Source organism: Streptomyces sp. NPDC045899, from assembly GCF_056431485.1.
This window is the reverse complement of sequence record NZ_JBWKKP010000008.1, coordinates 191517-217498: the sequence shown is the minus strand read 5'-3', so window position 1 is coordinate 217498 and position 25982 is coordinate 191517. Positions and strand designations below refer to the sequence as shown.

Here is a 25982-nt window from a genome sequence, read left to right as displayed (position 1 = left end):
CCGGGCGGCCGCTCAGACCTCGGCCAACAGCTCGGTGAGCCCCCGGATCACAAAGCCCGGCCGCCACCGCGGCTCCTTCACCAGCCGCAGCCGGGGCGCCTTGCGGAGCAGCGCGCCGAACGACGCCTGGAGTTCCAGCCGGGCCAGCGGGCCGCCCAGGCAGTAGTGGATGCCCGCGCCGAAGCTCAGATGCGGATTGTCCGTCCGCGCGAGGTCCAGGGTGTCGGGGTGGTCGAAGCGCGCCGGGTCGCGGTTGGCCGAGCCGAAGAGGATGGCCACCTCGCTGCCGCGCGGGATCACCGTGCCGTCCACCTCGATATCGTCCAGCACCCAGCGCTCGAAGAGCTGCAACGGGGTGTCGAACCGCAGCAGTTCGTCCACCGCTGTGGGCAGCAGCGCCTCCGGATCGGCCCGCAGCGCCGCCAGCTGGCCGGGGTGGCGGAAGAGGGTCCACCAGCCGTTGCCGGTGGAGTTGACCGTCGCCTCGTGGCCCGCGTTGAGCAGCAGCACACAGGTGGAGATCATCTCCTGCTCGGAGAGCCGGTCGCCCTCGTCATACGCCGCGATCAGCGCGCTGATCAGGTCCTCACCGGGATCCTTGCGACGGGCGGCGATCAACTCCCGAAGATAGGCGGAGAACTCCCGCGAGGCGCGCACCGCCCGGTCCGCGGTCTCCTCGTCCGGGTTGAGCTCGTACATCCCGCAGATGTCCGCCGACCACGGGCGCAGCGAGGACCTGTCGGCGGGCGGGATGCCGAGCATCTCCGCGATCACGGCCACCGGCAGCGGTTCGGCGACCGAGGCGATGAGGTCGCCGCCGCCCGCGGCGACGAAGGAGTCGACCAGCCCGTCCGCCAGCCGCCGGATCGTCGGGACGAGCGCCTCGACCGTCCGCGGGGTGAACGCCTTGGAGACCAGCCGCCGGATCCGGGTGTGGTCCGGTGCCTCCAGATCGAGCATCCCGTGGTCGTTGAGGGTGTGGAACGGCTCGTGCTCGGGCGGCGGCGCGGTACGCCCGAACTCCTCGTGGCTGAACCGGTGCAGATAGGTACGGCCGAGCCTGCGGTCGGCCAGCAGCGCGCGGGCGTCGTCGAAGTGCGGGATCAGCCACTGCCGGGACGGTGCGAACCAGTGCGCCCGCCCGCTCTCGCGCAGCTCGGCGTAGGCCGGGTACGGATCGGCGACGAACGAGGGCCGCCACGGGTCGAAGGCGGCGGGCGGCACGGTACTGGTCATGCCGGGACGCTACCCCTCGGCGGGCCCGGCCTCCAGGGGTCGTCGTCCGGCCCCGGGCGGGTTCATGCGGTCAGGCGGGGTCCCCGGACGCGACGCGGGCGATCTCGGCGACGACCGTGCGTACGGCCGCGGCCGTGGGGTCGATCAGCGGGAAGTGCCCGGCCGCGGCGGCGCGTACGGTGCGCACCGGCTGCCCGGCGGCGGCTGCGGCCGCCGCGAAGGAGTCCGCGACCTGCGGCGGGACATCGACGTCGGTACCGCCCTGGACGACCGTGGTGCGGACATCGGTGGGCAGCAGCGCGGCGGGATCGGCGCACGGCAGCCGGGCGGCCCCCTCGTCACCGGTGCCGAGCAGCTGGTCCACCGCGTCGGAACAGACGCGCAGCGCACGGGCGGTGGTGAGGTCCGCGATCGGGGCGAGGGCCACCACCCCGTGGACGCGGGGCGGCGCGGACAGCCGCCAGGGCGCGCCCGGCGGCAGCCGGTGGCGCGCCGCCGCCCAGAGCGCGGCGTGTCCGCCCGCGGAGTGCCCGGCGAGCACCAGCCGTCCGGTGTCGACGCGGCCACCGTGCCGCGACTCCCCCACGAGCCGGGGCACGGCGTCCATGACGGCGGCGATGTCGTCGAACGTCTCCGGCCACCGTCCCGCCAGGTGCCGCGCCCCTGGCGGGTGTTCCCGGTGAGCCTCACCGCCGGGCTCGGCGCCGCGGCGGTATTCGGCCGAGGCCACCGCGAAGCCCCGGGTCGCCAGGTGGGCGGCGAACGGGGACAGATGCTGCCGGTCGTGGGGGGCGCGCCAGGCGCCGCCGTGGAAGAGCAGCACCAGCGGGGCGGCACCACCCACCACCCCTCCGGGCGGCAGGTGGAAGTCCACGACCTGGTCCGGGTGTTCGCCGTACGCGACGGTGGCGTCCGGCGCCACCGGGGCGAGACCGAGGAGGGACGCCTCCTCGGCCGCCGCCACCCCGGCGGGGTCGCGGGGGCCGGTCACCCGGTCACGCCGCCCTCGCCCGGCTCCCCGGCCAGGACATCGGCCAGCACCCGCGCCGCGCGCTCCACGTCCGCGAACCCGGTGTACAACGGGGTGAAGCCGAAGCGCAGCACATCGGGGCGGCGGAAGTCACCGACCACACCGCGCCGCACCAGCTCCGCCATCACCGCGCCCGCGTCCGCGCAGCGCAGCGCGACCTGGCTGCCGCGCCGCCCGTGCTCGGCCGGGGTGATCGACTCGACCCGGCCCGCCGGGACGTACGCCCCCACGCAGCGCAGGAAGAAGTCGGTGAGGGCCAGGCTCTTGGTCCGCACCGCCTCGACCGTGACGTCGTCCCACACCTCCAGCGCGGTCTCCAGCGCCAGCATGGAGAGGATGTCCGGGGTGCCGACCCGGCCGCGGGCCACGCCGTCGGCCGGGGCGTAGGCGGGGTCCATGGCGAACGGGTCGGCGTGCGAGTTCCAGCCCGGGAGCGGGGAGTCGAACCGGGGCTGGTGCTCGTTCGCGACGTACAGATACGCGGGCGAACCCGGCCCGCCGTTGAGGTACTTGTACGTACAGCCCACGGCGAGGTCGACACCGTGCGCGTCCAGTCCGACCGGCAGCGCGCCCGCGCTGTGGCACAGGTCCCAGACGACCAGCGCGCCCGCGGAGTGCGCGGCGGCGGTGGTCCCGGGCAGGTCATGGAGCCGGCCGGTCCGGTAGTCGACATGGTTGACCAGCGCCACGGCGGTGCGCGGCCCGACCGCGGTGGGGACGTCGCCCGCCGCCACCGGCCGCAGGGTGCAGCCGGTCATCCGGGCGGCGGACTCGGCGATGTAGCCGTCGGTCGGGAAGGTGGACTCGTCGACGAGGATCTGGTCGCGGTGGGCACCGCGTTCCTGGGCGATCCGCACCGCGCCGACGACCGCCTTGAAGACGTTCACACTCGTCGAGTCGCCGACGACCACCTGGCCGGGGGCCGCCCCGATCAGCCGTCCCACCCGGTCGCCGATCCGCTCCGGCGCGGTCCACCAACCGCTCTCCCCCCAGGAGCGGATGCGCAGCGCGCCCCATTCCCGGTTGATGACGTCGGCCAGCCGCTCGGGGACGGCGGCCGGCAGCGCGCCCAGTGAATTGCCGTCGAGGTAGACGGCATCGTCCAGGGCGAAGGCGGCGCGCTTGGCGCGGAGTTCATCGGCCGCGTCGAGCCGCCCGGCCTCGTCGGCCAGTGCCCGCGCACCGGAGAGCGTGGTGTCAGACATGGCTGCGCGCCGTCCACAGCTCGGGGAAGACGTTCTTCGTGGCGCGCTTCTCCAGCCAGGCGACCCCGGCGGAACCGCCGGTGCCGGTCTTGGCACCCATCGCCCGCCGGGTGGCCACGAGATGGTCGTTGCGCCAGCGCCACACCAGCTCGGCGACCTCGGTGAGGGCTTCGCCGAGCCGGGTCAGCTCGTCCTCCCGCGGCACGGGGCCGGAGTAGATCTCCTGCCACACCCGCTCCACCTCCGGGTCCGGTGCGTAGCGCTGGGCGGGGTCGCGCTCCAGGACGGCGGCCGGGACGGCGAAGCCGCGGCGGGCCAGGAAGCGCAGCACCTCGTCGTAGAGGCTCGGTTCGGTGAGCGCCTTCTCCAGCTCGGCGTGGACGCGCGGCGCGCCCCGGTGCGGAACCAGCATCGACGCGGACTTCTCACCGAGCAGGAACTCCATCCGCCGGTACATCGCGGACTGGAAGCCGGAGCCGTCGCCGAGCGCGGAGCGGTAGGCGTTGAACTGGCCCGGGGTGAGATGGGCGAGCGGCTTCCAGGAGCTGTTCAGCGACTCCAGCTCGTAGGTGGAGCGCTTCAGCGCCGCCATCGCGGTGGGCAGGTCGTCCTCGCGCAGCGCCTGGGCCGCGGTGTGCCACTCATGGACGATGACGGTGAACCACAGCTCCATGACCTGGGTGGTGACCAGGAAGACCATCTCGCCGGGATCATCGGAGAGGGGGTGCTGGAGGTGGGTGAGGACCGACGCCTGGACGTAGTCCTCGTACGGAGTGGTGCCCTGGAAGTCGAGGTGGGGCGCCTCGGGCTCGGCGTCCGGGGTCACGGACTCCGGCGGCTGGCTTTCCTTCGGGGCGGTGGCGTTCGGGGCAGGCTGCTGCGACATCGCGTCTCCTGGTACTGCTCGCTACCGGGTAGCGGTCCGCCCCTTCCCTTCGGTCTCGGAGCCCCGGTCCCCTCAGGGCCCGCACATCAGCAGGCCCTCTCCGCATCATGCGTGTCACGCGGATGTTCGGCAAGTACGGATCACCACGCGGATCGGGGCCCGCCGGAACGGATCACCGCCGACGGGCCCCGGCCCCGTGTCTCGTGCCCCGGCAAGGGGGCGGCTGAGCGGGTTCGGCTCAGGAGAGCGTGTCCGCCGCGGTCGGGGAGCTCTCCCGGAGGAAGGTCGAGCAGCGCTCGTACTCCTCCTGCTCACCGATGGACTGGGCGGCGCGGGCGAGCGCGTGCAGGGCGCGCAGGAAGCCCCGGTTGGGCTCGTGCTCGAACGGCACCGGGCCGTGGCCCTTCCAGCCGCTGCGGCGCAGGGCGTCGAGCCCGCGGTGGTAGCCGGTGCGGGCGTACGCGTAGGACTCGACCACCCGGCCGGCCTCGAACGCCTCGTCGGCGAGCTGCGCCCAGGCGAGACAGGAGGCCGGGTACTTCGCGGCGACCTCGGAGGGGGCCGCGCCGGAGGCGAGCAGCTCCCGGGGCTCCGGGTCGTCGGGCAGATGGGTCGGGGGCGGTCCCCCGAGCAGGTTCTCGTGAATGGCCATGGGTTCCAGTCTGCCTGGTCCGCGGCCACCGCCGATACGCGGCGCGAAGGCTCCCCGGCGCCCGCACCGCACCCGCACGCCCCCGCCCGCACCCGGTTCGTGCCCGGCACGCCCGCGCACCCGGGGCCGCCCGTCGCCGCGGCCCCGGCGGCCGCGGCGTCGGTCTGTCCGGCGGCGGGCGCCCGGCGGTCAGTCCTGGCGTTCACCTGGGTCGAGGGGCGGAGCGACGACACCGCAGTGGTAGGCGCACTGGGGGCGGCACGGGGCACACGGGCCCTCCTCGCGCCCTGCGGCGGCCGCCGCCTCCGCGGGCACCCCGGCGCCCTCCCGCGGCGCCTGCGGCGCCTTCAGCACATCCGACCGCACCATGGTCCAGGCGAGGAGGGCGCCCAGGACCAGCACCACCGCACAGATCGGCATCGCCCGCCGGAACGCCTCCGAGAACCGGTCCGCGGACCGGTACGCCTCCTCGCTCATCCCCGCCAGCAGCGGCAGCGCCGCCACCGCGACCAGCCCCGCCGCCCGCGCCGCGGCGTTGTTGATCCCGCTGGCCAGTCCCGCCCGCGCGACGTCCACCGAGGCCAGGACGGTCGCGGTCAGCGGGGCGACCAGCACCACCATGCCCAGGCCCATCACCAGCAGCGCGGGCAGGATGTCCCGCCAGTAGACCGCGCCCACCCCCGCCCGGGTCATCAGCAGCATCCCGGCCGCGCACAGCAGCGGGCCGACGGTCAGCGGGATCCGCGGACCGATCCGCTTGCCGAGCTCGCCCGAGCGGGCCGAGAGCAGCAGCATCAGCACGGTGGTCGGCAGCAGCGCGGTGCCCGCCCCCAGGGCGGAGTAGCCCACGACCACCTGGAGGTTCAGCACGGACAGGAAGAAGAAGCCGCCGAAGGCCGCGTACACACACAGCGTCACCGCGTTCACCGCGCTGAACTGGCGCGAGGAGAAGAGCGACAGCGGCAGCATCGGATCGGGACGACGGCGCTCCACGGCGATGAAGGCCACCCCCATCAGCACCCCGAGCACCGCCGGAACCACCACGGCGGGCGATCCGCCACCGCCCGGCGCGGCGATCAGCGCATAGGTCACCAGGGCCAGCGAGAGCGCGCCCAAGGCAGCGCCGAGTACATCGAACCGGCCGTGCGCGGCCGGATCGCGGGTCTCGGGCACATGGCGCAGCGCGACCGGCACACACACCGCCGCCAGCGGCACATTGAGGAAGAACACCCAGCGCCAGCCCGGTCCGTCGACCAGCCAGCCGCCGAGGAACGGTCCGATCGCCGCGCCGACCCCGCCGAACCCGGACCACAGCCCGACCGCCCGCGCCCGGTCGTCGGGGTGGATCACGGACTGGATCAGGGCGAGCGAACCGGGGGTGAGCAGCGCCCCGCCGATGCCCTGGAGGGCGCGGGCGACGATCAGCACCCCGGCGTTCGGCGCCAGCCCGCACAGCAGGGACGCGAGGGCGAACCACACCACACCGAGCACGAAGATCCGCCGCCGTCCGAACCGGTCGCCGAGCGCCCCGCCGAGCAGGATCAGCCCGGCGAGGGTGAGCATGTAGGCGTTGACGGTCCACTGGAGGACGGCCAGATCGGCATCGAGGTCGAGGCCGATCCGGGGCAGCGCCACATTGACCACGGTGCTGTCGAGCAGCGCCATCGCGGACCCGAGCACGGTGGTGAGCACCACCCAGCGTCCGGCGGGTTCGGAGAGGCGCAGCATCGGCTCCCGCCCGCCGGGCGGACCGCCGTCCGCCGCCTCCCCGCGCGCCGCCGGGGGCCGGGGCGAGGATTCGCTCATACCTGGATCATCCTCGCGCCGCCCGGCCGGAGCCAGCCCACGGACGGGCACGGTGGCACACCGGGCGCCGGAACGCGGGCCATGGAGACGGGCCGGGCCCGGGACTCCGCCACGACGGCGGGGCCCCGGGCCCGGACGGCACACGGTGCGCCGGAGCGCGACCGTGTCCTGTGCTGAGCGTTACTTGCTGAGGCTGGTACCCGTGGAGCGCAGGTTGCCGCACGCCTGGGTGACGCGCTCGGCCATGCCCTTCTCGGCCAGCTTGCCCCAGCTGCGCGGGTCGTAGGTCTTCTTGTCGCCGACCTCGCCGTCGACCTTGAGCACACCGTCGTAGTTGCGGAACATGTGGTCCGCGACCGGGCGGGTGAAGGCGTACTGGGTGTCGGTGTCGAGGTTCATCTTCACGACGCCGTTCTCCAGCGCGGTGAGGATCTCCTGCTCGGTGGAGCCGGAGCCGCCGTGGAAGACGAAGTCGAACGGGTCCTGCTGACCGGTCTTCGCGGCGATGCCGTCCTGGAGCTGGCGCAGCAGCTCCGGGCGGAGGACCACATTGCCCGGCTTGTAGACGCCGTGGACGTTGCCGAAGGACGCGGCCAGCAGGTAGCGGCCCTTCTCCCCCAGGCCCAGGGCCTCGGCGGTGCGCTCGACATCGGCGACGGTGGTGTACAGCTCGTCGTTGATCTCGTGCGTGACACCGTCCTCCTCGCCACCGGTCGGGGTGATCTCGACCTCGAGGATGATCTTGGCCTTGACGGCCTCGGCGAGTAGCTCCTGCGCGATGGAGAGGTTGTCGTCCAGCTTCTCCGCGGAGCCGTCCCACATGTGGGACTGGAACAGCGGGCTCTGCCCGTTGGCCACCCGCTCCTGGGAGATCTTGAGCAGCGGACGGACATAGCCGTCCAGCTTGTCCTTGGGGCAGTGGTCGGTGTGCAGCGCGATGTTCACCGGGTACTTCTTGGCGACGACGTGCGCGAACTCGGCGAGCGCGACCGCGCCCGTGACCATGTCCTTGCTGTACTGGCCGCCCAGGAACTCCGCACCACCGGTGGAGATCTGGACGATGCCGTCGCTTTCCGCCTCGGCGAAACCACGCAGGGCGGCGTGCAGGGTCTGGGTCGAGGTCACGTTGATCGCCGGGTAGGCGAACTTGCCTGCCTTCGCCCGGTCGAGCATCTCGTTGTAGATCTCAGGGGATGCGATGGGCATCTGTCCGCTCCTTGTGATGTGCGGGTGAGGTTCTGGGCCCTGACCTAGAGGGGCGACGTCATCGTCGTGGCCATCCTTCCAGACTCCGCCGATTGCTCCACCCGGCGCACTCGGGGATGACACGGAAGGGGGCGGGTGGTTTCACGTGAAACCACCCATGTCGGCGAGTGTGCGACCGCTCGCGACGGCCCTCTCAGCTGAGGCCGAGATCGGCCAGCGAGTAGGCGGGGAGGTAGCGGAACCCGGCGTCGGCGATGGCCGGGGCGGCCCCGCGCTCGACGATCGTGGCGACCGCGACGACCTCGGCGCCCGCCTCACGCGCCGCCTCGACGGCGGTCAGCGGGGAGCCACCGGTGGTGGAGGTGTCCTCGACGATCAGCACCCGGCGGCCCGCGATGTCCGGGCCCTCGATCCGCCGCTGCAGACCGTGGGTCTTCTGCGCCTTGCGGACCACGAACGCGTCGAGGCGGCGGCCCCGGGCCGCGGCCGCGTGCAGCATGGACGTGGCCACCGGGTCGGCGCCCAGGGTGAGCCCGCCCACCGCGTCGTACTCCAGGTCGGCCGTGGCATCGAGCATGACCTGCCCGACCAGCGGCGCGGCCTCGGCGTCCAGGGTGATCCGGCGCAGGTCGATGTAGTAGTCGGCCTCCCGCCCGGAGGAGAGGGTCACCTTGCCGTGGACCACGGCCTTGTCCTTGATCTGCCGCAGCAGGGCGTCACGCGCATCGCTCATGCCGTCGAGCTTATGCGGTGTGCCGCGACGCCCCGCGACACCCTCCTGAGGGCCGGCTAGGCCAGGCTCCGCCAGCTCCAGACCATGGCCATCTCCAGCGGGTCGATGGGCGTGACCAGGCGCGGCAGGGTGTTGAGGCCGTTGGGCGGACCGGACTGCGGCTCGACGCACACCGCCTCGGCCTGCTCGTCGTAGATCACCACCCACTCGCTGCGGCTGGTGACCTTCAGCTCCAGCCGCCCGGGCCAGGTGAGGGTGACGTCCACTCCGGCGGGCATGCCGAAGCAGTCGTCCCACGGACCGGGCCGAGGCGGGATCCGGTTGCCGTTCGGGAGGTGGTCCTCGCCGCGCTCCTCCTGCCACTCGGCGTCGAAGTCGAGCCGGACCTCGTCACCGCCGTCCTCCAGGGTGCGCCGGAACCACGGGTGCCAGCCCGCCTGGGCCGGGAAGGAGTCCCCCTCGGTCTCCACGCTCATCGTCGCGGTCAGCCCGTCCGGGGTCAGCTCGAAGGTCTGGGTGACCCGGCCCCGGTACGGCCACGGGTCCGCGAGGTCGTAGGTGAAGGCGGCGGAGGAGGGACCGGTGGCGACCGTGCGCCAGACCGTGTCCCGGCCGGTGCCGTGGATCGCGTGCGGCGGCGCGTTCACGGGCAGTTGATGCATCCGGTCACCGTTGCGGAACCGTCCGAGGCCGACCCGGCCGCACCACGGCACCATCGGGAAGGCGCCGTATCGCGGGCCCTGGCGCAGCAGTTCGGTACCGCCGACGCGCAACGAGGCCACGCGGCAGCCGTGGTCGGGCGAAACGGTCAGCTCGGCGTCACCGGCGGTCAGCCGGACGCCCTTGGTCTCCGTGGTCTCTTCGGTCACGCCCACGACCCTATGCGCAGCGGCTCGTCCGGCGGTCGCTCACCGGCCACGGCTCACCGGCGGCAGCTCAGCGGCGGCGGCGGAGCACCCGGCGGCCGACGACGACGGCGGAGGCGAGCACCACGGCCGCGGCGGGCGCGGCCCAGCGCAGCGCGGCGCTGGTGGACACCGTCTCCGGCGCGGGAACCGGGGCGTAGCGGCCGCGGGGCGGGGCGTGGTCGACCTCCTCGGTGGAGCGGCCGATCATCGTCCGGCGGGCGTGGGCCGCCTCGGCCGGGGGCTCGTCCTCGGCCTCGCCCAGACCGCTGGCCTCGTCCATCGAGCCGACGCCGTTCACCCCGTCCACGTCGTCGAGGTCACCGACGTCGTCCAGCTCACCGAATCCTGCCTCGGCCGCCTCACGGGCCGCCTCGTCGTCGTCGAGGTCCGCGTGCGGGTCGAGGGAGGAGGGCGGGATGTCGGTGTCGAAGACCGACCGCGGCCCGTCGCCGGCGGCCTCCGGTGTCTCCGGCGCGTCCTTGGCGTCGGACGCGTCCGGGGCGGCAGGGGTGATCGGGTGCGTCTCCAGCCCGGAGGCCAGCGCCGCGGCGAAGCGGTCCAGCAGCCGTCGGGCGGCCGTCTCCACGGCCTCGTCGTCGAACTCCGCGAGCCGGCCCTCGCTGTGCACCGTTCCGGAACAGACCAGGGTGGTGCCACCCTCGGCGGCCCCCGGGGTGACGGTCAGCGTGACCTTGACCGAGCCGCTGCCGCGGGCCTCGGTCCCCTCGCCCTCGGCCTCGAAGACGCCCTCGCGCTCACCGACGCGCAGGGCGCCGCGGTAGGTGATGGTGGATCCGCCGATGCGCAGCCGCAGCCGACCCGCGAGCGGTCCCGCCGCCTCGTCGGCGTCCTGCTGGAGCCCGGGGACACAGCGGGCGATGCGATCGGGTTCCGCGAGTGCCAGCCGGACGGTGTCGACGGGAAACGGAACGAACACCTCATGCTCCATGACTCCAGACACTACCCACCGCGCGAGCCGTGAGACCCGTTCCGGCGCAACTTTCGGTCCCGGCTCCCGCGAATTGCCGACCCGCCCCCGGTCCATGCGCTAGGCCGTGTCGCCCCCGTCAGTACCGCGGTCGCATCAGTGTGGACGCGGGCAGTCCGGGCTGTCGGTGGCGCTCGGCGTCGCGGGCGGCGGCCCGGAGTCCGCCGGGGGTCAGGAAGTGCGGACGCGGACCGCCCGGGGACAGCCGCAGCGGCACCGGGGCACGGGCCGCGAGCAGGAAGCCCCAGTCGCGCGGCGCCTCGTCGGTCCCCGGCACCGAGAACAGCGGCCGCCGGGCGCCGATCACATACGGCTCGGTCCGCAGCCCGGCGGACCGGATCGTGGCGTCGACCGTCCAGTAGGTGTGCGACCGGGGGCGCAGCGCGCCCGCGTGGACGACCAGCCGCCCACCGGGCGCCAGCACCCGCTCGGCCAGTCCGTAGAACTCCTGGGAGTAGAACTTGGTGCTGGGGGTGAGCCGCGGATCCGGCAGATCGCTGACCACCACGTCGTACGCGGCACGCCGCCGCAGCCAGTCGAAGGCATCGGCGGTGACCACCCGCACCCGGGGGTCGCGGTAGGCGCGGCCGTTGAGCGCCGAGAGCTCGGGGTCGCGGCGGGCCAGCCGCACCACCGCCGGATCGCGCTCCACGACGGTGACCGACCGGACGCCGGCGTACCGCAGCACCTCACGGGCCGCGAGCCCGTCGCCGCCGCCCAGCACCAGGACGCGGCCGTGCCGTCCGGCGGCCATGGCCGGGTGGATCAGCGCGTCGTGGTAGCGGACCTCGTCGCGTCCGGAGACCGCCAGCCGTCCGTCCAGGAAGAGCGTCAGCGGCCGGCCGCTGGTCCGGCCGCCCGCGAGCACCACCTCCTGGACACCGCTGCGCAGTGCCACGCGGACCCCGGGGCCGTAGACCGCCTGCCGGGCGGCCCGCTCGAAGGAGGGGGTGAACGCGACGCCCCCGGCCAGCAGGGACAGCACCGTCACATTGGTGACGATCAGCGTCCAGAGCGCCCGGCGGCTCAGATCGCGGCGGAACAGCCACAGCACCAGCGCCGCGCCCGCCACCACGTTGACCGCGCCGGTGACCAGCGCGCCGGTCAACTGCCCGAAGGCGGGCAGCAGCAGAAAGGGGAAGGCGAGCCCGCCGACCAGCGCACCCACGTAGTCCGCCGCGAACAGATCGGCGACCGCACCGCCCGCGTCCTGCCGCCGCACCCGCTGGATGAGGGTCATCAGCAGCGGCACCTCGGCACCGATGAGGACACCGATGGCCAGGGAGAAACCGACCAGCGCGGAGCGGGAGTGGCCACACCACGCGAAACTCGCGTACAGCGCCATCGCGGAGCAGCCGCCGACCAGCGCGAGCATCGCCTCGACCGCGCCGAAGCCGACGGCCGCCCGGCAGCGCAGCCGCTTGGCCAGCAGGGAGCCCAGGCCCATGGCGAACACCATCACCGACAGCACCACGGATGCCTGGGTGACCGAATCGCCGGACAAGTACGAGGCCAGAGCGACGAGTTCGAGCTCATAGACCAGACCGCAGGCGGCGCAGACGAAGACGGTGAGCAGGACGACGAAGCGGCCGAATCCGGCCCGGACGGGCAGTCGCACCGGAGGCTCGGACTCCGGCGACGGCACATCCGAGACGGCGGACGTCGGCGCATCGATCACAAAGGGAACGTTACGTCACATAATGCTTACCGTTCGTCACCCACACGGGTGCATTGACGGCCATACATCCGTACGCCGCACGGACTCGCCTACGAGCCCATCCCCCGTCAGAAGCAGTGGACTTGGGCCGGAAGGCCGCCCTCCGGCGCCTGGCCCGACAGCGCCTCCGCGGCCGGTGGCCGCAGCCCGGCCGGACGCCGGGCCCCCACGAAGGTGCGGGTGGTCACCAGCCGACCCTCCTGGGGATAGGCGTGCCAGGTCCGCCAGCCCACCGTGCCCTCGTGCCACTGTGCGAGCAGTGCGGTGAACGCGTGCGGGCTGCCCGGAAACGTGCCCGCCAGACCGTGCGGATGGTCGGCGACCAGGGCCAGCAGCTCCTGGGCGCGCCCGGCGAAGGACCCCTCCGACAACTCCTCGACCCGCGCCGCGAATTCGTACTCGCGGCCCTCGACGAGGGTGGAGACGCCCAGGGGGAGCGGGGTGCTGCTGCCGGACATACAGGCGACGGTCTCCGAGCAGTGGCCGTCCGCACCGTCGAGCAGGACCTGGTGGGAGGCGCCGAGCAGCCTCAACTGCATCGAGTAGCCGTGGAGTTGGAGATCGAGTACGGCCAGGGCGGGGAGCGGCTCGCGCCCCAGGCACCAGGCGAGATCAGCGGCGCGGGTATCGGTGTAAGCAGTCTTGAGGGTCGTGAGCATGGGTCGGCTCCGCAAGCACGCAGTGGAAAAGGTGGGCCGGCTCGCCCCGCGGTGGACCAGGGGTATACGCATACGCCGGCTCGTGCCCACGTGGGGTCCGTTGGGTCGGTGGTGGTATACGGAATCATGAAATGCTCGGCGCCACATCGTTTTTACCCACCTTCACCAGGTTTCCACCCTCTAGGGCGCCCACCAGATCAAGTGTTCAACAACCGCGCGCCCGGCGCACGATGGCACGCCGGGCACGAGATATGAATTCTATGGGCCGTCAGTTCATCATCAGAGCAGGGAAATCGGTGTATTTCCGGAGGATGCGGGACCGTACGGACCCCCCTCCGGCGCGGCCGTCAGCTGCCGCCGCCACCACCGCCACCGCAGCCACCCCCGCCTCCGCCGCCACCGCACGACGAGCCACCGCCACAGGAGGAACCCCCTCCGCAGGATGAGCCCCCTCCGCACGAGGAACCGCCAGCGCTTCCGCCACCGGCCCACCAGCTACCGGAGGACCCGCCGTAGCCCCGCCGGGGCCGTGCCGAGGACCCCCTGGCGCGGCCCGCCCCCAGCGCGGCCAGCGCCACGACCGTGAAGGCCACCACGACGAAGACAATGACAGAAACCATGCGTCCTCACTCTCCTTCCACGCCCCCGTACAGCGAGGTACCGCGTCGTACCTGACCCGCTCATGCCCGTCGGCGCCACGACCGAAAGCGGAGTTGAGGAAGTCCAGAGGTTCGACGGAGGATGGCGCCATGGGACGACCGCTGCTCAACCGCCGACTGGCCGCATTCGGCACCACGATCTTCGCGGAGATGTCCGCGCTCGCCGTCAGCACCGGCGCGATCAACCTGGGCCAGGGATTTCCCGACACCGACGGTCCGGAGGAGGTGCGGGAGGCCGCCGTGCGCGCACTGCGCGACGGCCGCGGCAACCAGTACCCGCCCGGCCCCGGTGTGCCCGAACTGCGCACCGCCATCGCCGAGCACCAGCTCCGCTGGTACGGGCTGACCTTCGACCCGGACCGTGAGGTGCTGGTCACCGCGGGTGCCACCGAGGCGATCGCGGCCTCGCTGCTGGCACTGGTGGAGCCGGGCGACGAGGTGATCGCACTGGAGCCGTACTACGACTCCTACGCCGCCAGCATCGCCATGGCGGGCGGGACCCGGGTCCCGGTCACCCTCCGGCCGCGGGGTGACGGCTTCGGGCTGGACCTGGACGAGCTGCGGGCCGCCGTCACCGACCGCACCCGCCTCATCCTGCTCAACACCCCGCACAACCCCACCGGCACCGTGCTGACCACCGCCGAGCTCGCCGCCGTCGCCGAGCTGGCCGTGGAGCGCGATCTGCTGGTGGTGACCGACGAGGTCTATGAGCACCTGGTCTTCGACACCGGCCACACCCCGCTGGTCTCCTTCCCCGGGATGCGCGAGCGCACGGTGACCATCGGCAGCGCGGGCAAGACCTTCTCCTTCACCGGCTGGAAGGTCGGCTGGGTGACCGGCTCCCCCGAGCTGGTCACGGCGGTGCGCTCGGCCAAGCAGTATCTGACCTTCGTCTCCGCGGGGCCCTTCCAGTACGCGGTCGCCGAGGCGCTGCGGCTCCCGGACGAGTACTTCCACGGCATCCGCGAGGATCTGCGCGCCAAGCGCGATCTGCTGGCCGACGGGCTGGCCGACGCGGGCTTCCGGGTCTACCGCCCTTCGGGCACGTACTTCATCACCACCGACATCCGCCCGCTCGGTGAGAGCGACGGCTTCGCGTTCTGCCGCTCACTGCCCGAGCGCTGCGGTGTGGTGGCCGTGCCGAACGCGGTCTTCTACGACCACCAGGACCAGGGCGCGCCCTTCGTGCGGTTCGCCTTCTGCAAGCGCGCCGGTGTGCTCACCGAGGCGGTCGGACGGCTCAAGGGCCTGTCGGGCTGAGCCCCGGGAGCCCGCACCCGGCCGAGCCTCCGGAGCCCGGAAAAACGTGAGCCCGGCCGTGCACCGCCGCCTCAAGGGGGCGGTGCCGCGACCGGGCTCCGCTGTGTCCTGCGGACCGGGGCCCCGGAGGGGTCCCTCAGCTCTCGTCGTCCGGCTTCTCGCCGTCGGACTCGATGTCGGCCTCCAGGCCCAGCTGCTCGACCAGCCACTTGTCGAACTCGATGGAAGCCCGCACCCAGCTGACCGTGCTGGACACGAAGTGCTCCAGGCTGACGCCGGTGCCCGTGAGCATCTGCGCCTCACCGATCAGCCGGACCGCGCCGTCGTCGTTGGTGTGGGTGTAGACCTTCGGCCACAACGTACGGCGGTTCCAGTCGTCGATCGCCTCGAGCAGCCGCGGCTTCTCGTCGATGCCGTGCGGCCGGTCGTAGAACGTCCGGACGGAGAAGACCTGCTGCTCCTCCTCACCACGGAACATGAAGTACGTGCGGAACTGCTCCCACGGCGCGGCGAGGTCCCCCTCCTCGTCGACGACGTACTTCAGCTCCATCTGCTCCAGCAGCTGCTTGACCAGGTCCTGGTCGGGCAGCACGGGGCCACTCGGACCCGCCGGTTCGGGCTCGGGCTGGCCCCCGAAATTCGGAATCGAGGACGGGTCGATGCTCACCGTGGTTTCCCTTCGTATGGATACCGCCATCCTCCCTCACACCCGCCCCCGCATCGCAACTCCGGCCGTATTTTGCGTGATCTCCGTGCCGTGGGGTGCGCGTGATCACCCGCGCGCCGGGCCGACCAGGAGGCCGTCGCCGGCCCGGTCCACCCGGACCGTGTCACCGTCCCTGACCTCGCCGGACAGGATCTCCTTGGCCAGCCGGTCGCCGATCGCGGTCTGCACCAGACGGCGCAGCGGGCGGGCCCCGTACGCCGGGTCATTGCCCTCCTCGGCCAGCCAGGCCAGGGCCGCGGGGGTGACTTCGAGGGTGAGCCGCCGCTCGGCGAGCCGCCGGGCCAGCGCGCCGATCTGGAGCTCGGCGATCCGGGCCAGCTCCTCCTGGCTGAGCGCGGAGAACACCACCAGATCGTCCAGGCGGTTGAGGAACTCGGGTTTGAAGGAGGTCCGCACGGTCTCCAGGACCCGTCGCTTCTTCTCCTCCTCGCCCAGCAGCGGATCCACCAGGTACTGGCTGCCGAGGTTGGAGGTCAGTACGAGAATGGTGTTGCGGAAGTCCACCGTGCGGCCCTGGCCGTCGGTGAGCCGTCCGTCGTCGAGGACCTGGAGCAGGATGTCGAAGACCTCCGGGTGGGCCTTCTCCACCTCGTCCAGCAGCACCACGCTGTACGGACGGCGGCGCACGGCCTCGGTGAGCTGGCCGCCCTCCTCGTAGCCGACGTAGCCGGGCGGGGCGCCGACCAGCCGGGCCACGCTGTGCTTCTCGCCGTACTCGCTCATGTCGATGCGGACCATGGCCCGCTCGTCGTCGAAGAGGAAGTCCGCGAGCGCCTTGGCCAGCTCGGTCTTGCCGACACCGGTGGGGCCGAGGAAGAGGAACGAGCCGGTGGGACGGTCGGGGTCGGCGATCCCGGCGCGGGTCCTGCGCACCGCGTCCGAGACGGCGCGGACGGCCTCGGTCTGGCCGATCAGCCGCCTGCCGAGCTCGTCCTCCATGCGCAGCAGCTTCCGGGACTCGCCCTCCAGCAGGCGTCCGGCCGGGATACCGGTCCAGGAGGCGACCACATCGGCCACGTCATCCGGGCCGACCTCCTCCTTGACCATGGTGCCGCGGTCCTCCCGCTGCACCTCCTCCTCGGCCGCGGACGCCTCGGCGAGCTCGCGCTCGACGGCCGGGATCTCCCCGTACAGCAGCTTGGAGGCGGTGTCGAAGTCGCCGTCCCGCTGGGCGCGCTCGGCCTGGCCGCGCAGCTCGTCGATCCGCTCCTTGAGCTCACCGACGCGGTTGAGGCCCTGCTTCTCCTTCTCCCAGCGCGCGGTCAGCCCGCGCAGCTCCTCCTCCTTGTCGGCGAGGTCACGGCGGAGCTTGTCCAGACGCTGCTTGCTGGCCTCGTCGGTCTCCCGGGCGAGCGCCATCTCCTCCATCTTCATCCGGTCCACCGAGCGCTGGAGTTCATCGATCTCCACGGGTGAGGAGTCGATCTCCATCCGGAGCCGGGAGGCGGCCTCGTCGACCAGGTCGATCGCCTTGTCGGGCAGGAAACGGGAGGTGATGTACCGGTCGGAGAGGGCGGCGGCGGCCACCAGCGCGCCGTCCGCGATCTGCACCTTGTGGTGGGCCTCGTAGCGGCCCTTGAGCCCGCGCAGGATGGCGACGGTGTCCTCGACGGTCGGCTCGGAGACCAGCACCTGCTGGAAGCGGCGCTCCAGCGCGGCGTCCTTCTCGATCCGCTCGCGGTACTCGTCGAGGGTGGTGGCGCCGACCATGCGCAGCTCACCGCGGGCCAGCATGGGCTTGAGCATATTGCCCGCGTCCATGGAGGAGTCGCCGCCGGCGCCCGCGCCGACGACGGTGTGCAGCTCGTCGATGAAGGTGATGATCTGGCCGTCGCTGGACTTGATCTCGGCGAGGACGGTCTTCAGCCGCTCCTCGAACTCACCGCGGTACTTGGCGCCCGCGACCATCGCCCCGAGGTCCAGCGCCACCAGCCGCTTGTTCCGCAGGCTCTCGGGGACGTCGCCCTTGACGATCCGCTGGGCGAGTCCTTCCACGACGGCGGTCTTGCCGACGCCCGGCTCACCGATCAGCACCGGGTTGTTCTTGGTGCGGCGGGAGAGCACCTGCACCACCCGCCGGATCTCCTGGTCCCGGCCGATGACCGGGTCGAGCCGGCCCTCGCGCGCGGCGGCGGTGAAATCGGTGCCGAACTTCTCCAGGGCCTTGTAGGTGCCCTCCGGATCGGGCGTCGTCACCCGCTGTCCACCCCTGACGGTCTCGAATGCGGCGAGCAGCTTCTTGGCGCTCGCCCCCTGCTGGTCGAGCAGCTCCCCGGCCTGGCCGCCCTTGGCGGCGATACCGATGAGGAGGTGCTCGGTGGAGACGTAGTCGTCCCCGAGCTCCCTGGCGCGCCGCGAGGCGTCCGCGACGACGGCCAGCAGCTCCCGGCTCGCCTGCGGCGGGGCCACGGTGGAGCCCTGGACGCTGGGCAGCGCGGCGAGCAGCCGCTCGGCGCCGCCGCGCACCTGGACCGCGTCCGCCTCGACGGCGGCCAGCAGGTCCAGCACGTTCTCGTTCTCCTGCCCCTGGAGCAGGGCGAGCAGCAGATGCGCGGGGGTCATGTCCGCGTGTCCGGCGGTCACCGCACGGTCATTCGCGGCGCTCAGCGCCGCCCGGCTCTTGTTGGTCAGCTCGGCATCCACGTCCCTGTGCTCCTCCTCGCTTCCATGACCCTACTCCTGAGGGTATTCAGCCCTGCTCTACCTAACCTCCGTAAACTTGAGTCTATTGCACTCAACTGTGCTGCGCCACCCATCCCGGCCATAGGTTTTGCGCCATGGCCATCGATCCTCGCAATCCGGACCCCGGCTATCTCGCCTTCTGGCGGGAACGCCATGTGTGCACCCTGACCACCCCGCGCCCGGACGGCACCCCGCACGTCGTCCCGGTCGGGGTCACCTACGACCCCGAGGGCGGGCTCGCCCGCGTCATCGCCAGCGGCCACAGCCGCAAGGTCGCCCACGTCCGGGCGGCGGGCGAGGCCGGTGCACCGGTCGCCGTCTGCCAGATGGCGGGCAGGCGCTGGGCGACCCTGGAGGGGCTCGCGGTGATCCGCGAGGAGCCCGAGCTGATCGCGGACGCGGAGGCCCGCTACACCGAGCGCTACCAGCGCACCCCGCGCCCCAACCCCGAGCGGGTACTGATCGAGATCACCCTCACCCGTGCCATGGGCCGCCCCTAGGCGGCCTTCACCGGGCTCACTCGCCCGTGTGATGGCGCGTCCAGGGGTGGCGGACCCGGATCCACACGTCGCGGGCCCGGCGGCCCGCCTCCGTACGGCTCTCGGCCACCACGCCACGGGCCTGCTCCTCGGTCTCCACCATCGGCCCCGAGCCACGCAGCGGCCTGCCCGCCGTCTCATGCAGGAACAGCGTGGCGATCAGCCCCACGGCGCCCGCCGCCATCAGGTAGTACGCGGGCACCAGCGTGTCGTGGGTAGTGGCCACCAGCCAGGAGGCCAGCAGCGGGGTGGTACCGCCGAACAGCGAGACGGAGATGTTGTACGAGATCGACAGCGCCCCGTAGCGCAGCCGGGTCGGGAACAGGGCGGGCAGCGTGGCCGCGCTGTTCCCGGCGAAGGTCACCAGCAGCAGCCCCAGCACCAGACAGCCCAGCGCGGGCAGCACGATCCCGCCCTCCTTGATCAGCAGCAGCGACGGCACGGCGAGCACGATCATCGCCACGCTCCCGGCCAGGAACAGCGGCCGTCGCCCCCAGCGGTCCGAACCGCGCCCCACCACGGTGATCGCCAGCGCGACGACCACCATGGTGCCCAGGACGAGCACCTGCGCGGTGGTGGCGTCCTGGCCGAGCGTGGAGGTCATGTACGTCGGGAGGTACGACGTGACCATGTAATTGGTGACGTTGTAGAGCAGCACCAGGCCCATACAGATCAGCACCGCCTGCCAGTGCCGGGTGAAGATCTCCTTCAGCCGCCCCCGGCCGGACTGGCGCGCCTCCTCCACCGGCCGCGGCTCACCGTGCGCCTCCGCCACCGCGGCGGCCTCGGCCGCCCGCTCGGCCTCCTGCCGGAACGCCGGGGTCTCCTCCAGCCGCAGCCGCATGTACAGGCCGATCAGCCCCATCGGCCCGGCCACCAGGAACGGCACCCGCCAGCCCCAGTCCACCATCCCCTGCTCACCGAGGGCGGCGGTGAGCACCGTGACCAGCCCCGAGCCCAGCGCGTAGCCGATGAAGGTGCCGAAGTCGAGCCAGCTGCCGAGGAATCCACGGCGGGTGTCCGGCGCGAACTCGGCGATGTACGTGGTGGCCCCGGCGTACTCACCGCCGGTGGAGAAGCCCTGCACCACCCGGCACAGCAGGAGCAGCAGCGGGGCGGTGAACCCGATGGTGTCGTACGACGGCAGCACCCCCACCGCGAAGGTGCCGATCGCCATCATGATCATGGTGGTGGACAGCACCCGCCGCCGTCCGATCCGGTCCCCCAGCGGCCCGAAGACCAGCCCGCCCAGTGGACGCACCAAGAACGCCACCGCGAAGGTGGCGAAGGTGGCGACCACCTGGGTGGCCGGTTCATCGGCCGGGAAGAACACCTTGCCCAGGGTGACCGCGACATAGGCGTAGACGCCGAAGTCGAACCACTCCATGGTGTTGCCGACCGCCGTGGCCGCCACCGCCCGGCGCATCCGCGGCCGGTCGACCACCGTCACGTCCTCCCGGGACAGCGACTGCTTGCGGCGGCGCAGCAGCGTCCGCACCATCCGTTCGGTGTGCTCGCTGCCGCCGCCCCGGGGCGGGCCGCCCCGGCCCGGCCGCCCCCGGCGGTTCGGGCGGCGCGGCGGTCTCCGTCCGGGGCCGGTGCTCATCGCTCAGCCGCTCACCGGGCCGGCGCCCTCAGTCCTCGGCCCGCTCAGCCTGTTCGGCCTGTTCGGTCTGTTCGGCCCGGGCGTAGGTCTCGGCCATCCCACCGGCGAAGTCGTACACCACGACCTGCTCGTCGCCGACCACCCACGCGTCATGCCCCGGCGGACAGACGAAGACGTCCCCCGGCCCCAGTTCGGCCTCCGCACCGTCCTCCATCCGCAGCCGCATCCGCCCCTGGACCACGAACCCCGTGTGGTGGACCTCGCACAGATGCGTACCGGCGATCGGCCGCAGCGACTCCTTCCACCGCCAGCCCGGCTCGAAGACGCCCACGGCGAAGTCCAGTCCCGTCAGATGCACGGTGTCGAGGTGGCCCCCGGGAAAGTCACGCCGCTCATCGGGCTTGTCGATCGTCTTGACTTCCAACATGGCGGTACCTCCTGCCGTACCTCCATGGTGCGCCTCCCCCGCCACGCCGTCGCGCCCACCGGGAGCGCCCCGGGACGGGGGTGAGCGGCTCTACTCGGGGCGTCCGGACCGGGGGCGGCCGGGCTGGAGGGTCCAGCGGCCGGAGTGACCCGGCGGGAGGGCCAAGTCACGGCGGACGGCCGCGTAATACGCCTCGCGCGCGGTGCGCTGGCGGGTGAGCAACGCGGACCAGGTCTCCGGGGTACGGACCGGCTCCCGCAGGAACCGCTCCATCTCGATGACCACGACGACCCAGGCCCGGCCCTGCTCCACCACCTCGGGGGTGCCCAGCATCAGCAGCGCCTCCCCCGCCGGGTCCCGGGCGTCGGTGGCCTCGGCCAGCTCGACCGCCGCGCCCTCGGGGGACAGCGGATGCGGATGGGGGTCCACCCCGAGGTGGGAGGCGATCCGGTAGGTCAGGGTGACGGTGCGCTTCAGCGCCGTGGCGTAGTCGGCGTAGACCACCAGCCGGCGTTCTTCCCAGCGGGCTCGCTGTTCCCTGCGGAAACGGGCCTGATCGCCCTTGGCGATCGCCAGATAGGAGCCGAGGGCACCGATGACCACACCGAGCAGGGCGGGAAGCTGTTGTATGAACGCGGACATGGCGGCACGGTATAGCGACAGGGCGACCCGTCCATGGGCCTCGGCAAACGGCAGGCCCGGCGGCCGAAGAACGCCCCCCGGGCCTGTGAAGCCGGAGATCGCGAGGACCTAGTCCTTGGGCTTGGGCCGCCAGACGACCAGTGCGCTGGTCTGCTGGACGTCCTGGTAGCGGACCAGGTCACGCCGGTAGGAGGCGTGGACCTGGGCCTCGCGCTGCTGCATGGCCGCCGCGGCGCCCTCGACCGCGGACTGGAGCTCGGCCACCCGGGACTGAAGGGCCGCGACCTGGTTCTCCAGTTCGATGATGCGCTTGATCCCGGCGAGGTTGATCCCCTCGTCCTGGGACAGCTGCTGCACCTGGCGGAGCAGCTCGATATCGCGCGCGGAGTACCGACGGCCGCGGCCGGGGGTGCGGTCGGGCGAGACCAGGCCGAGGCGGTCGTACTGACGAAGGGTCTGCGGGTGCAGACCGGAGAGCTGAGCTGCCACCGAGATGACGTACACCGGCGACTCGTCGGTCAGCTCATAGGGATTGCGGGCCCGGCCCGCGCCCCTGCCTCCGATTCCTCCCCGGCCGTGCGGCTCCATGGGGGTCACGCTCCCTTCGCGGCCTTGAACAGCTCCGCCCGCGGGTCCTCGTCCGCGGTCGCCTCGCGATACGACTCCAGCGCCTCACGCGCCGCGTCGCTGAGGTCCTTCGGCACCGTGACCTCGACGGTGACCAGCAGATCGCCCCGGGTGCCGTCCTTGCGCACCGCGCCCTTGCCGCGGGCCCGCATGGTCCGGCCGCCCGGCGTACCGGCCGGCAGCTTCAGGGTGACCGGCGGGCCGCCCAGCGTCGGGACCTTGATCTCGCCGCCGAGCGCCGCCTCCGGGAGGGAGACGGGCACGGTGACGGTCAGGTTGTCCCCCTTGCGGCCGAAGACCGGATGCGCGTCCACATGGACGATGACGTAGAGGTCACCGGCCGGACCGCCGGTCTCGCCGGGGGCGCCCTTGCCGCGCAGCCGGATCCGCTGGCCGTCAGTGACGCCCGCTGGGATCCGGACCTGCATGGTGCGGGCGGAACGAGCTCGTCCGCTGCCCTTGCAGGTCTCGCACGGATTCTGCGCGATCAGCCCGCGGCCCCGGCACTCCACGCACGGATCGGTGAGCGAGAAACCGCCCCCGCCACCGCGGCTGACCTGTCCGGTGCCGACGCAGGTCGGGCAGACCCTGGGGGTGCCGTTCTGGTCGCCGGTGCCGGAACACGCCTTGCACGGGGCCTGGCTGGACATCCGCAGGGGGACCGTGGCCCCCTCCACCGCCTCGGTGAAGCTCAGCGTCACCTCGGACTCGACGTCCTGACCGCGTCTGGGCTGGGTACGCGAGCCGCCGCCGCGGTTGAAGAGGCCGCCGAAGACGTCCCCCAGACCGCCGCCGAAACCACCCGCGCTTCCGCCGCCCTGGCCACCGCCGAAGAGGTCGCCCAGGTCGAAGTTGAAGCTGCCGGTGCCGCCCGGACCGCCGGGACCGGGGCGGAAGCCGCCGTTCCCGAACAGTGACCGGGCCTCGTCGTACTCCTTGCGCCGCTTGGGATCGCCGAGGATGTCATTGGCCTCGGAGATCTCCTTGAAGCGCTCCTCCGCCTTGGCATCGCCCTTGTTGGCGTCCGGGTGGAACTCGCGCGCGAGCTTCCGGTACGCCTTCTTGATCTCCGCCTCGGTCGCGTCCTTGGGGACGCCGAGAACCTTGTAATAGTCCTTCTCGACGAAGTCCTTGGTGCTCATCCCCGACGTCCCTCCTCTCCTGCGCTGTCCGTCGTCACCGTCGCGTCAGCCCTCGTCCGGGCCACCGCTCTCCTCGTCCGCGGCCGGAGCCTCGCCCTCGCCGCCCTTGGCGGAGCCGGCACCCGGCTGGGGCTCGGCGACCGCGACCCGGGCCGGTCGGATCGTACGCTCGCCGATTCGATACCCCGGCTGGAGAATCTGCACGCACGTCGTCTCGGTGACATCCGGTGCGTACGAGTGCATCAACGCCTCGTGCACCAGCGGGTCGAAGGGCTCGCCCTCCTTGCCGAACTGCTGGAGGCCCAGCTTCGCCGCCACCGTCTCCAGCGATTCGGCGACGGACTTGAAGCCGCCGACCAGCTCGCCGTGTTCACGGGCGCGGCCGACGTCGTCGAGCACGGGCAGCAGTTCGGACAGGAGGTTCGCCACGGCGACCTCCTTGACCGTGACCCGGTCCCGCTCGACCCGGCGCCGGTAGTTCTGGTACTCCGCCTGGAGCCGCTGGAGGTCGGCCGTCCGCTCGTTGAGCGCGGTACGGACCTGGTCCAGCTGCGCCTGAATGGCCACCTGTTCGATGTCCCCTGCGGGGGCCGGACCCGCCTTGTCGGCGGACCCGGCGCCCTTCGCCGCGTCGTCAGGGGTCTGCGCGGCTTCGGAGGGGACGTCGGGCTGCTCCTCGAAGCCCGGGGTCTCCTCCGTCACGCGGCACCACCCTGGCCCTTGTCGGCCTTCTCGTCGTCGACGATCTCGGCGTCCACCACGTCGTCGTCGGCCTTGGCCTGGCCCTCGGCGCCCGGCTCACCGGCGGCGGCACCGGCGGCCGCGCCCTCGCCCTGCGCGTACATGGCCTGGCCCAGCTTCTGGCTGACGGCGGCGACCTTCTCGGTGGCGGTGCGGATCTCGGCCGTGTCGTCGCCCTTGAGCTTCTCCTTGAGCTCGGTGAGCGCCTCCTCGACCTCGGTCTTGACGTCGCCGGGGACCTTGTCCTCGTTGTCCTTGAGGAACTTGTCCGTCTGGTAGACGAGCTGCTCGGCCTGGTTGCGGGTCTCGGCGGCCTCGCGGCGCTTGTGGTCCTCCTCCGCGTACTGCTCGGCCTCGCGCATCATGCGGTCGATGTCGTCCTTCGGCAGCGCGGAGCCACCGGTGACGGTCATCTTCTGCTCCTTGCCGGTGCCCAGGTCCTTCGCGCCGACGTGCATGATGCCGTTGGCGTCGATGTCGAAGGTGACCTCGATCTGCGGGACGCCGCGGGGGGCCGGGGGCAGACCGGTGAGCTCGAACATCCCGAGCTTCTTGTTGTACGCCGCGATCTCGCGCTCGCCCTGGTAGACCTGGATCTGCACGGACGGCTGGTTGTCCTCGGCCGTGGTGAAGATCTCCGAGCGCTTGGTCGGGATCGTGGTGTTGCGCTCGATCAGCTTGGTCATGATGCCGCCCTTGGTCTCGATACCGAGGGACAGCGGGGTGACGTCCAGCAGCAGGACGTCCTTGACCTCACCCTTGAGCACACCGGCCTGGAGGGACGCGCCGATGGCGACGACCTCGTCCGGGTTCACACCCTTGTTGGCCTCCTTGCCGCCGGTCAGCTCCTTGACGAGCTCGGCGACGGCGGGCATACGGGTGGAACCGCCGACCAGGACCACGTGGTCGATCTCGGACAGCGCGATGCCGGCGTCCTTGATGACGTTGTGGAACGGGGTCTTGCAGCGCTCCAGCAGGTCGGAGGTGAGCTGCTGGAACTGGGCGCGGGTGAGCTTCTCGTCCAGGTGCAGCGGGCCCTCGGCGGAGGCCGTGATGTAGGGCAGGTTGATGGTGGTCTCGGACGAGCTGGAGAGCTCGATCTTCGCCTTCTCGGCGGCCTCGCGGAGGCGCTGGAGCGCCATCTTGTCCTTGGACAGGTCCACGCCGTGGCCGTTGTTGAACTGCTTGACCAGGTAGTCGACGACGCGCTGGTCCCAGTCGTCACCACCGAGGTGGTTGTCACCGTTGGTGGCCTTGACCTCCACCACGCCGTCGCCGATCTCCAGCAGCGAGACGTCGAAGGTGCCGCCGCCGAGGTCGAAGACCAGGATGGTCTGGTCGTCCTTCTCCAGGCCGTACGCGAGCGCGGCGGCGGTAGGCTCGTTGACGATACGCAGGACGTTGAGGCCCGCGATCTCACCGGCTTCCTTGGTCGCCTGGCGCTCGGCGTCGTTGAAATACGCCGGGACGGTGATGACCGCGTCAGCGACCTTCTCACCGAGGTACGACTCCGCATCCCGCTTGAGCTTCTGCAGGATGAAGGCGCTCATCTGCTGCGGGTTGAAGTCCTTGCCATCCAGGTTGACCTTCCAGTCGGTGCCCATGTGGCGCTTGACCGAGCGGATGGTCCGATCCACGTTGGTGACCGCCTGGCGCTTGGCCACCTCACCGACCAGCACCTCGCCGTTCTTCGCGAACGCGACGACGGACGGCGTGGTCCTGGCGCCCTCGGCGTTGGTGATGACGGTGGGCTCACCGCCTTCGAGAACACTGACGACGGAGTTCGTCGTACCCAGGTCGATGCCGACCGCACGAGCCATTTCGCAATCCTCCAGCTACCGCTTCGAGTACAGCATTGAGTGCAACAGACTCAAGCGTGCATGATCCGCTGCACCCTGTCAACA

The 25982-nt window shown here is 72.0% G+C and carries 23 protein-coding genes; 2 read left to right on the top strand and 21 right to left on the bottom strand.

Going from position 1 to position 25982, the window contains the following annotated elements; genetic code table 11:
- Positions 1-12 precede the first annotated feature (12 nt).
- The 12 genes from AC07FT_RS14855 to AC07FT_RS14800 form a co-directional block, all read right to left on the bottom strand.
- Complete coding sequence (locus AC07FT_RS14855; protein ID WP_479176562.1) at positions 13-1236, bottom strand: cytochrome P450; 1224 nt, start codon at positions 1234-1236, stop codon at positions 13-15.
- Positions 1237-1306: 70 nt separating this feature from the next.
- Positions 1307-2227: an alpha/beta hydrolase family protein gene (locus AC07FT_RS14850; protein WP_479176561.1), complete on the bottom strand. Its 921-nt coding sequence runs from the start codon at positions 2225-2227 to the stop codon at positions 1307-1309.
- Complete coding sequence (gene kynU / locus AC07FT_RS14845; protein ID WP_479176560.1) at positions 2224-3471, bottom strand: kynureninase; 1248 nt, start codon at positions 3469-3471, stop codon at positions 2224-2226. The genes AC07FT_RS14850 and kynU overlap by 4 nt, the downstream gene beginning before the upstream one ends.
- The gene (locus AC07FT_RS14840) at positions 3464-4357 is read right to left on the bottom strand and encodes a tryptophan 2,3-dioxygenase family protein (RefSeq protein ID WP_471192464.1); all 894 of its coding nucleotides are present in this window, start codon (positions 4355-4357) and stop codon (positions 3464-3466) included. Before AC07FT_RS14840 ends, kynU begins: the two co-directional genes overlap by 8 nt.
- 238 nt (positions 4358-4595) lie before the next feature.
- The gene (locus tag AC07FT_RS14835; protein ID WP_254744733.1) at positions 4596-5009 is read right to left on the bottom strand and encodes a DUF3151 domain-containing protein; all 414 of its coding nucleotides are present in this window, start codon (positions 5007-5009) and stop codon (positions 4596-4598) included.
- A gap of 189 nt (positions 5010-5198) precedes the next feature.
- Positions 5199-6815 (bottom strand): MFS transporter, encoded by a 1617-nt coding sequence (locus AC07FT_RS14830; RefSeq protein WP_479176559.1) that lies wholly within the window; start codon positions 6813-6815, stop codon positions 5199-5201.
- Between the two features lie 180 nt (positions 6816-6995).
- Complete coding sequence (gene fbaA, locus AC07FT_RS14825) at positions 6996-8021, bottom strand: class II fructose-bisphosphate aldolase (RefSeq protein WP_479176558.1); 1026 nt, start codon at positions 8019-8021, stop codon at positions 6996-6998.
- Between the two features lie 193 nt (positions 8022-8214).
- On the bottom strand, positions 8215-8754 hold the full coding sequence (pyrE, locus tag AC07FT_RS14820) for an orotate phosphoribosyltransferase (protein WP_431772133.1): 540 nt from the start codon (positions 8752-8754) through the stop codon (positions 8215-8217).
- A 56-nt stretch (positions 8755-8810) separates the two neighbouring features.
- The gene (locus tag AC07FT_RS14815; RefSeq protein ID WP_479176557.1) at positions 8811-9623 is read right to left on the bottom strand and encodes an aldose epimerase family protein; all 813 of its coding nucleotides are present in this window, start codon (positions 9621-9623) and stop codon (positions 8811-8813) included.
- A gap of 67 nt (positions 9624-9690) precedes the next feature.
- On the bottom strand, positions 9691-10611 hold the full coding sequence (locus AC07FT_RS14810; RefSeq protein ID WP_479176556.1) for an SRPBCC family protein: 921 nt from the start codon (positions 10609-10611) through the stop codon (positions 9691-9693).
- A gap of 118 nt (positions 10612-10729) precedes the next feature.
- Positions 10730-12328 carry a polyamine aminopropyltransferase gene (locus AC07FT_RS14805; protein WP_471192452.1) on the bottom strand — a complete coding sequence of 533 codons (1599 nt, stop codon included), beginning with the start codon at positions 12326-12328 and terminating at the stop codon, positions 10730-10732.
- A 107-nt stretch (positions 12329-12435) separates the two neighbouring features.
- Positions 12436-13026 (bottom strand): DUF2617 family protein, encoded by a 591-nt coding sequence (locus AC07FT_RS14800; RefSeq protein ID WP_479176555.1) that lies wholly within the window; start codon positions 13024-13026, stop codon positions 12436-12438.
- 749 nt (positions 13027-13775) lie between these two features.
- Between AC07FT_RS14800 and AC07FT_RS14795 the strand changes: the two genes are divergently transcribed.
- The gene (locus AC07FT_RS14795; protein ID WP_471192446.1) at positions 13776-14945 is read left to right on the top strand and encodes a pyridoxal phosphate-dependent aminotransferase; all 1170 of its coding nucleotides are present in this window, start codon (positions 13776-13778) and stop codon (positions 14943-14945) included.
- 136 nt (positions 14946-15081) lie between these two features.
- On the opposite strand, the gene AC07FT_RS14790 is transcribed toward AC07FT_RS14795, so the two are convergent.
- Both AC07FT_RS14790 and clpB read right to left on the bottom strand, forming a co-directional pair.
- Positions 15082-15612, bottom strand: a complete 531-nt coding sequence (locus tag AC07FT_RS14790) for a YbjN domain-containing protein (RefSeq protein WP_254744719.1) — start codon at positions 15610-15612, stop codon at positions 15082-15084.
- Between the two features lie 105 nt (positions 15613-15717).
- On the bottom strand, positions 15718-18315 hold the full coding sequence (clpB, locus tag AC07FT_RS14785; RefSeq protein ID WP_479176554.1) for an ATP-dependent chaperone ClpB: 2598 nt from the start codon (positions 18313-18315) through the stop codon (positions 15718-15720).
- A gap of 134 nt (positions 18316-18449) precedes the next feature.
- Here clpB and AC07FT_RS14780 point away from each other — a divergent pair, with 134 nt between their 5' ends.
- Positions 18450-18854, top strand: coding sequence for a pyridoxamine 5'-phosphate oxidase family protein (locus tag AC07FT_RS14780; protein ID WP_479176553.1), 405 nt, complete (start codon positions 18450-18452; stop codon positions 18852-18854).
- A gap of 16 nt (positions 18855-18870) precedes the next feature.
- On the opposite strand, the gene proP is transcribed toward AC07FT_RS14780, so the two are convergent.
- From proP to dnaK, 7 genes are all read right to left on the bottom strand, one after another.
- On the bottom strand, positions 18871-20394 hold the full coding sequence (proP, locus tag AC07FT_RS14775; protein WP_479176629.1) for a glycine betaine/L-proline transporter ProP: 1524 nt from the start codon (positions 20392-20394) through the stop codon (positions 18871-18873).
- A gap of 133 nt (positions 20395-20527) precedes the next feature.
- Positions 20528-20926, bottom strand: a complete 399-nt coding sequence (locus AC07FT_RS14770) for a cupin domain-containing protein (protein WP_479176552.1) — start codon at positions 20924-20926, stop codon at positions 20528-20530.
- A gap of 90 nt (positions 20927-21016) precedes the next feature.
- Positions 21017-21568 carry a hypothetical protein gene (locus AC07FT_RS14765; RefSeq protein WP_479176551.1) on the bottom strand — a complete coding sequence of 184 codons (552 nt, stop codon included), beginning with the start codon at positions 21566-21568 and terminating at the stop codon, positions 21017-21019.
- A gap of 108 nt (positions 21569-21676) precedes the next feature.
- Positions 21677-22156: a heat shock protein transcriptional repressor HspR gene (locus AC07FT_RS14760; RefSeq protein WP_479176550.1), complete on the bottom strand. Its 480-nt coding sequence runs from the start codon at positions 22154-22156 to the stop codon at positions 21677-21679.
- 5 nt (positions 22157-22161) lie between these two features.
- Positions 22162-23337 (bottom strand): molecular chaperone DnaJ, encoded by a 1176-nt coding sequence (dnaJ, locus tag AC07FT_RS14755; RefSeq protein WP_479176549.1) that lies wholly within the window; start codon positions 23335-23337, stop codon positions 22162-22164.
- Positions 23338-23382: 45 nt separating this feature from the next.
- Positions 23383-24039 carry a nucleotide exchange factor GrpE gene (gene grpE, locus AC07FT_RS14750; RefSeq protein WP_254744709.1) on the bottom strand — a complete coding sequence of 219 codons (657 nt, stop codon included), beginning with the start codon at positions 24037-24039 and terminating at the stop codon, positions 23383-23385.
- The gene (gene dnaK / locus AC07FT_RS14745) at positions 24036-25898 is read right to left on the bottom strand and encodes a molecular chaperone DnaK (RefSeq protein ID WP_432038437.1); all 1863 of its coding nucleotides are present in this window, start codon (positions 25896-25898) and stop codon (positions 24036-24038) included. The genes grpE and dnaK overlap by 4 nt, the downstream gene beginning before the upstream one ends.
- Positions 25899-25982: the final 84 nt, after the last annotated feature.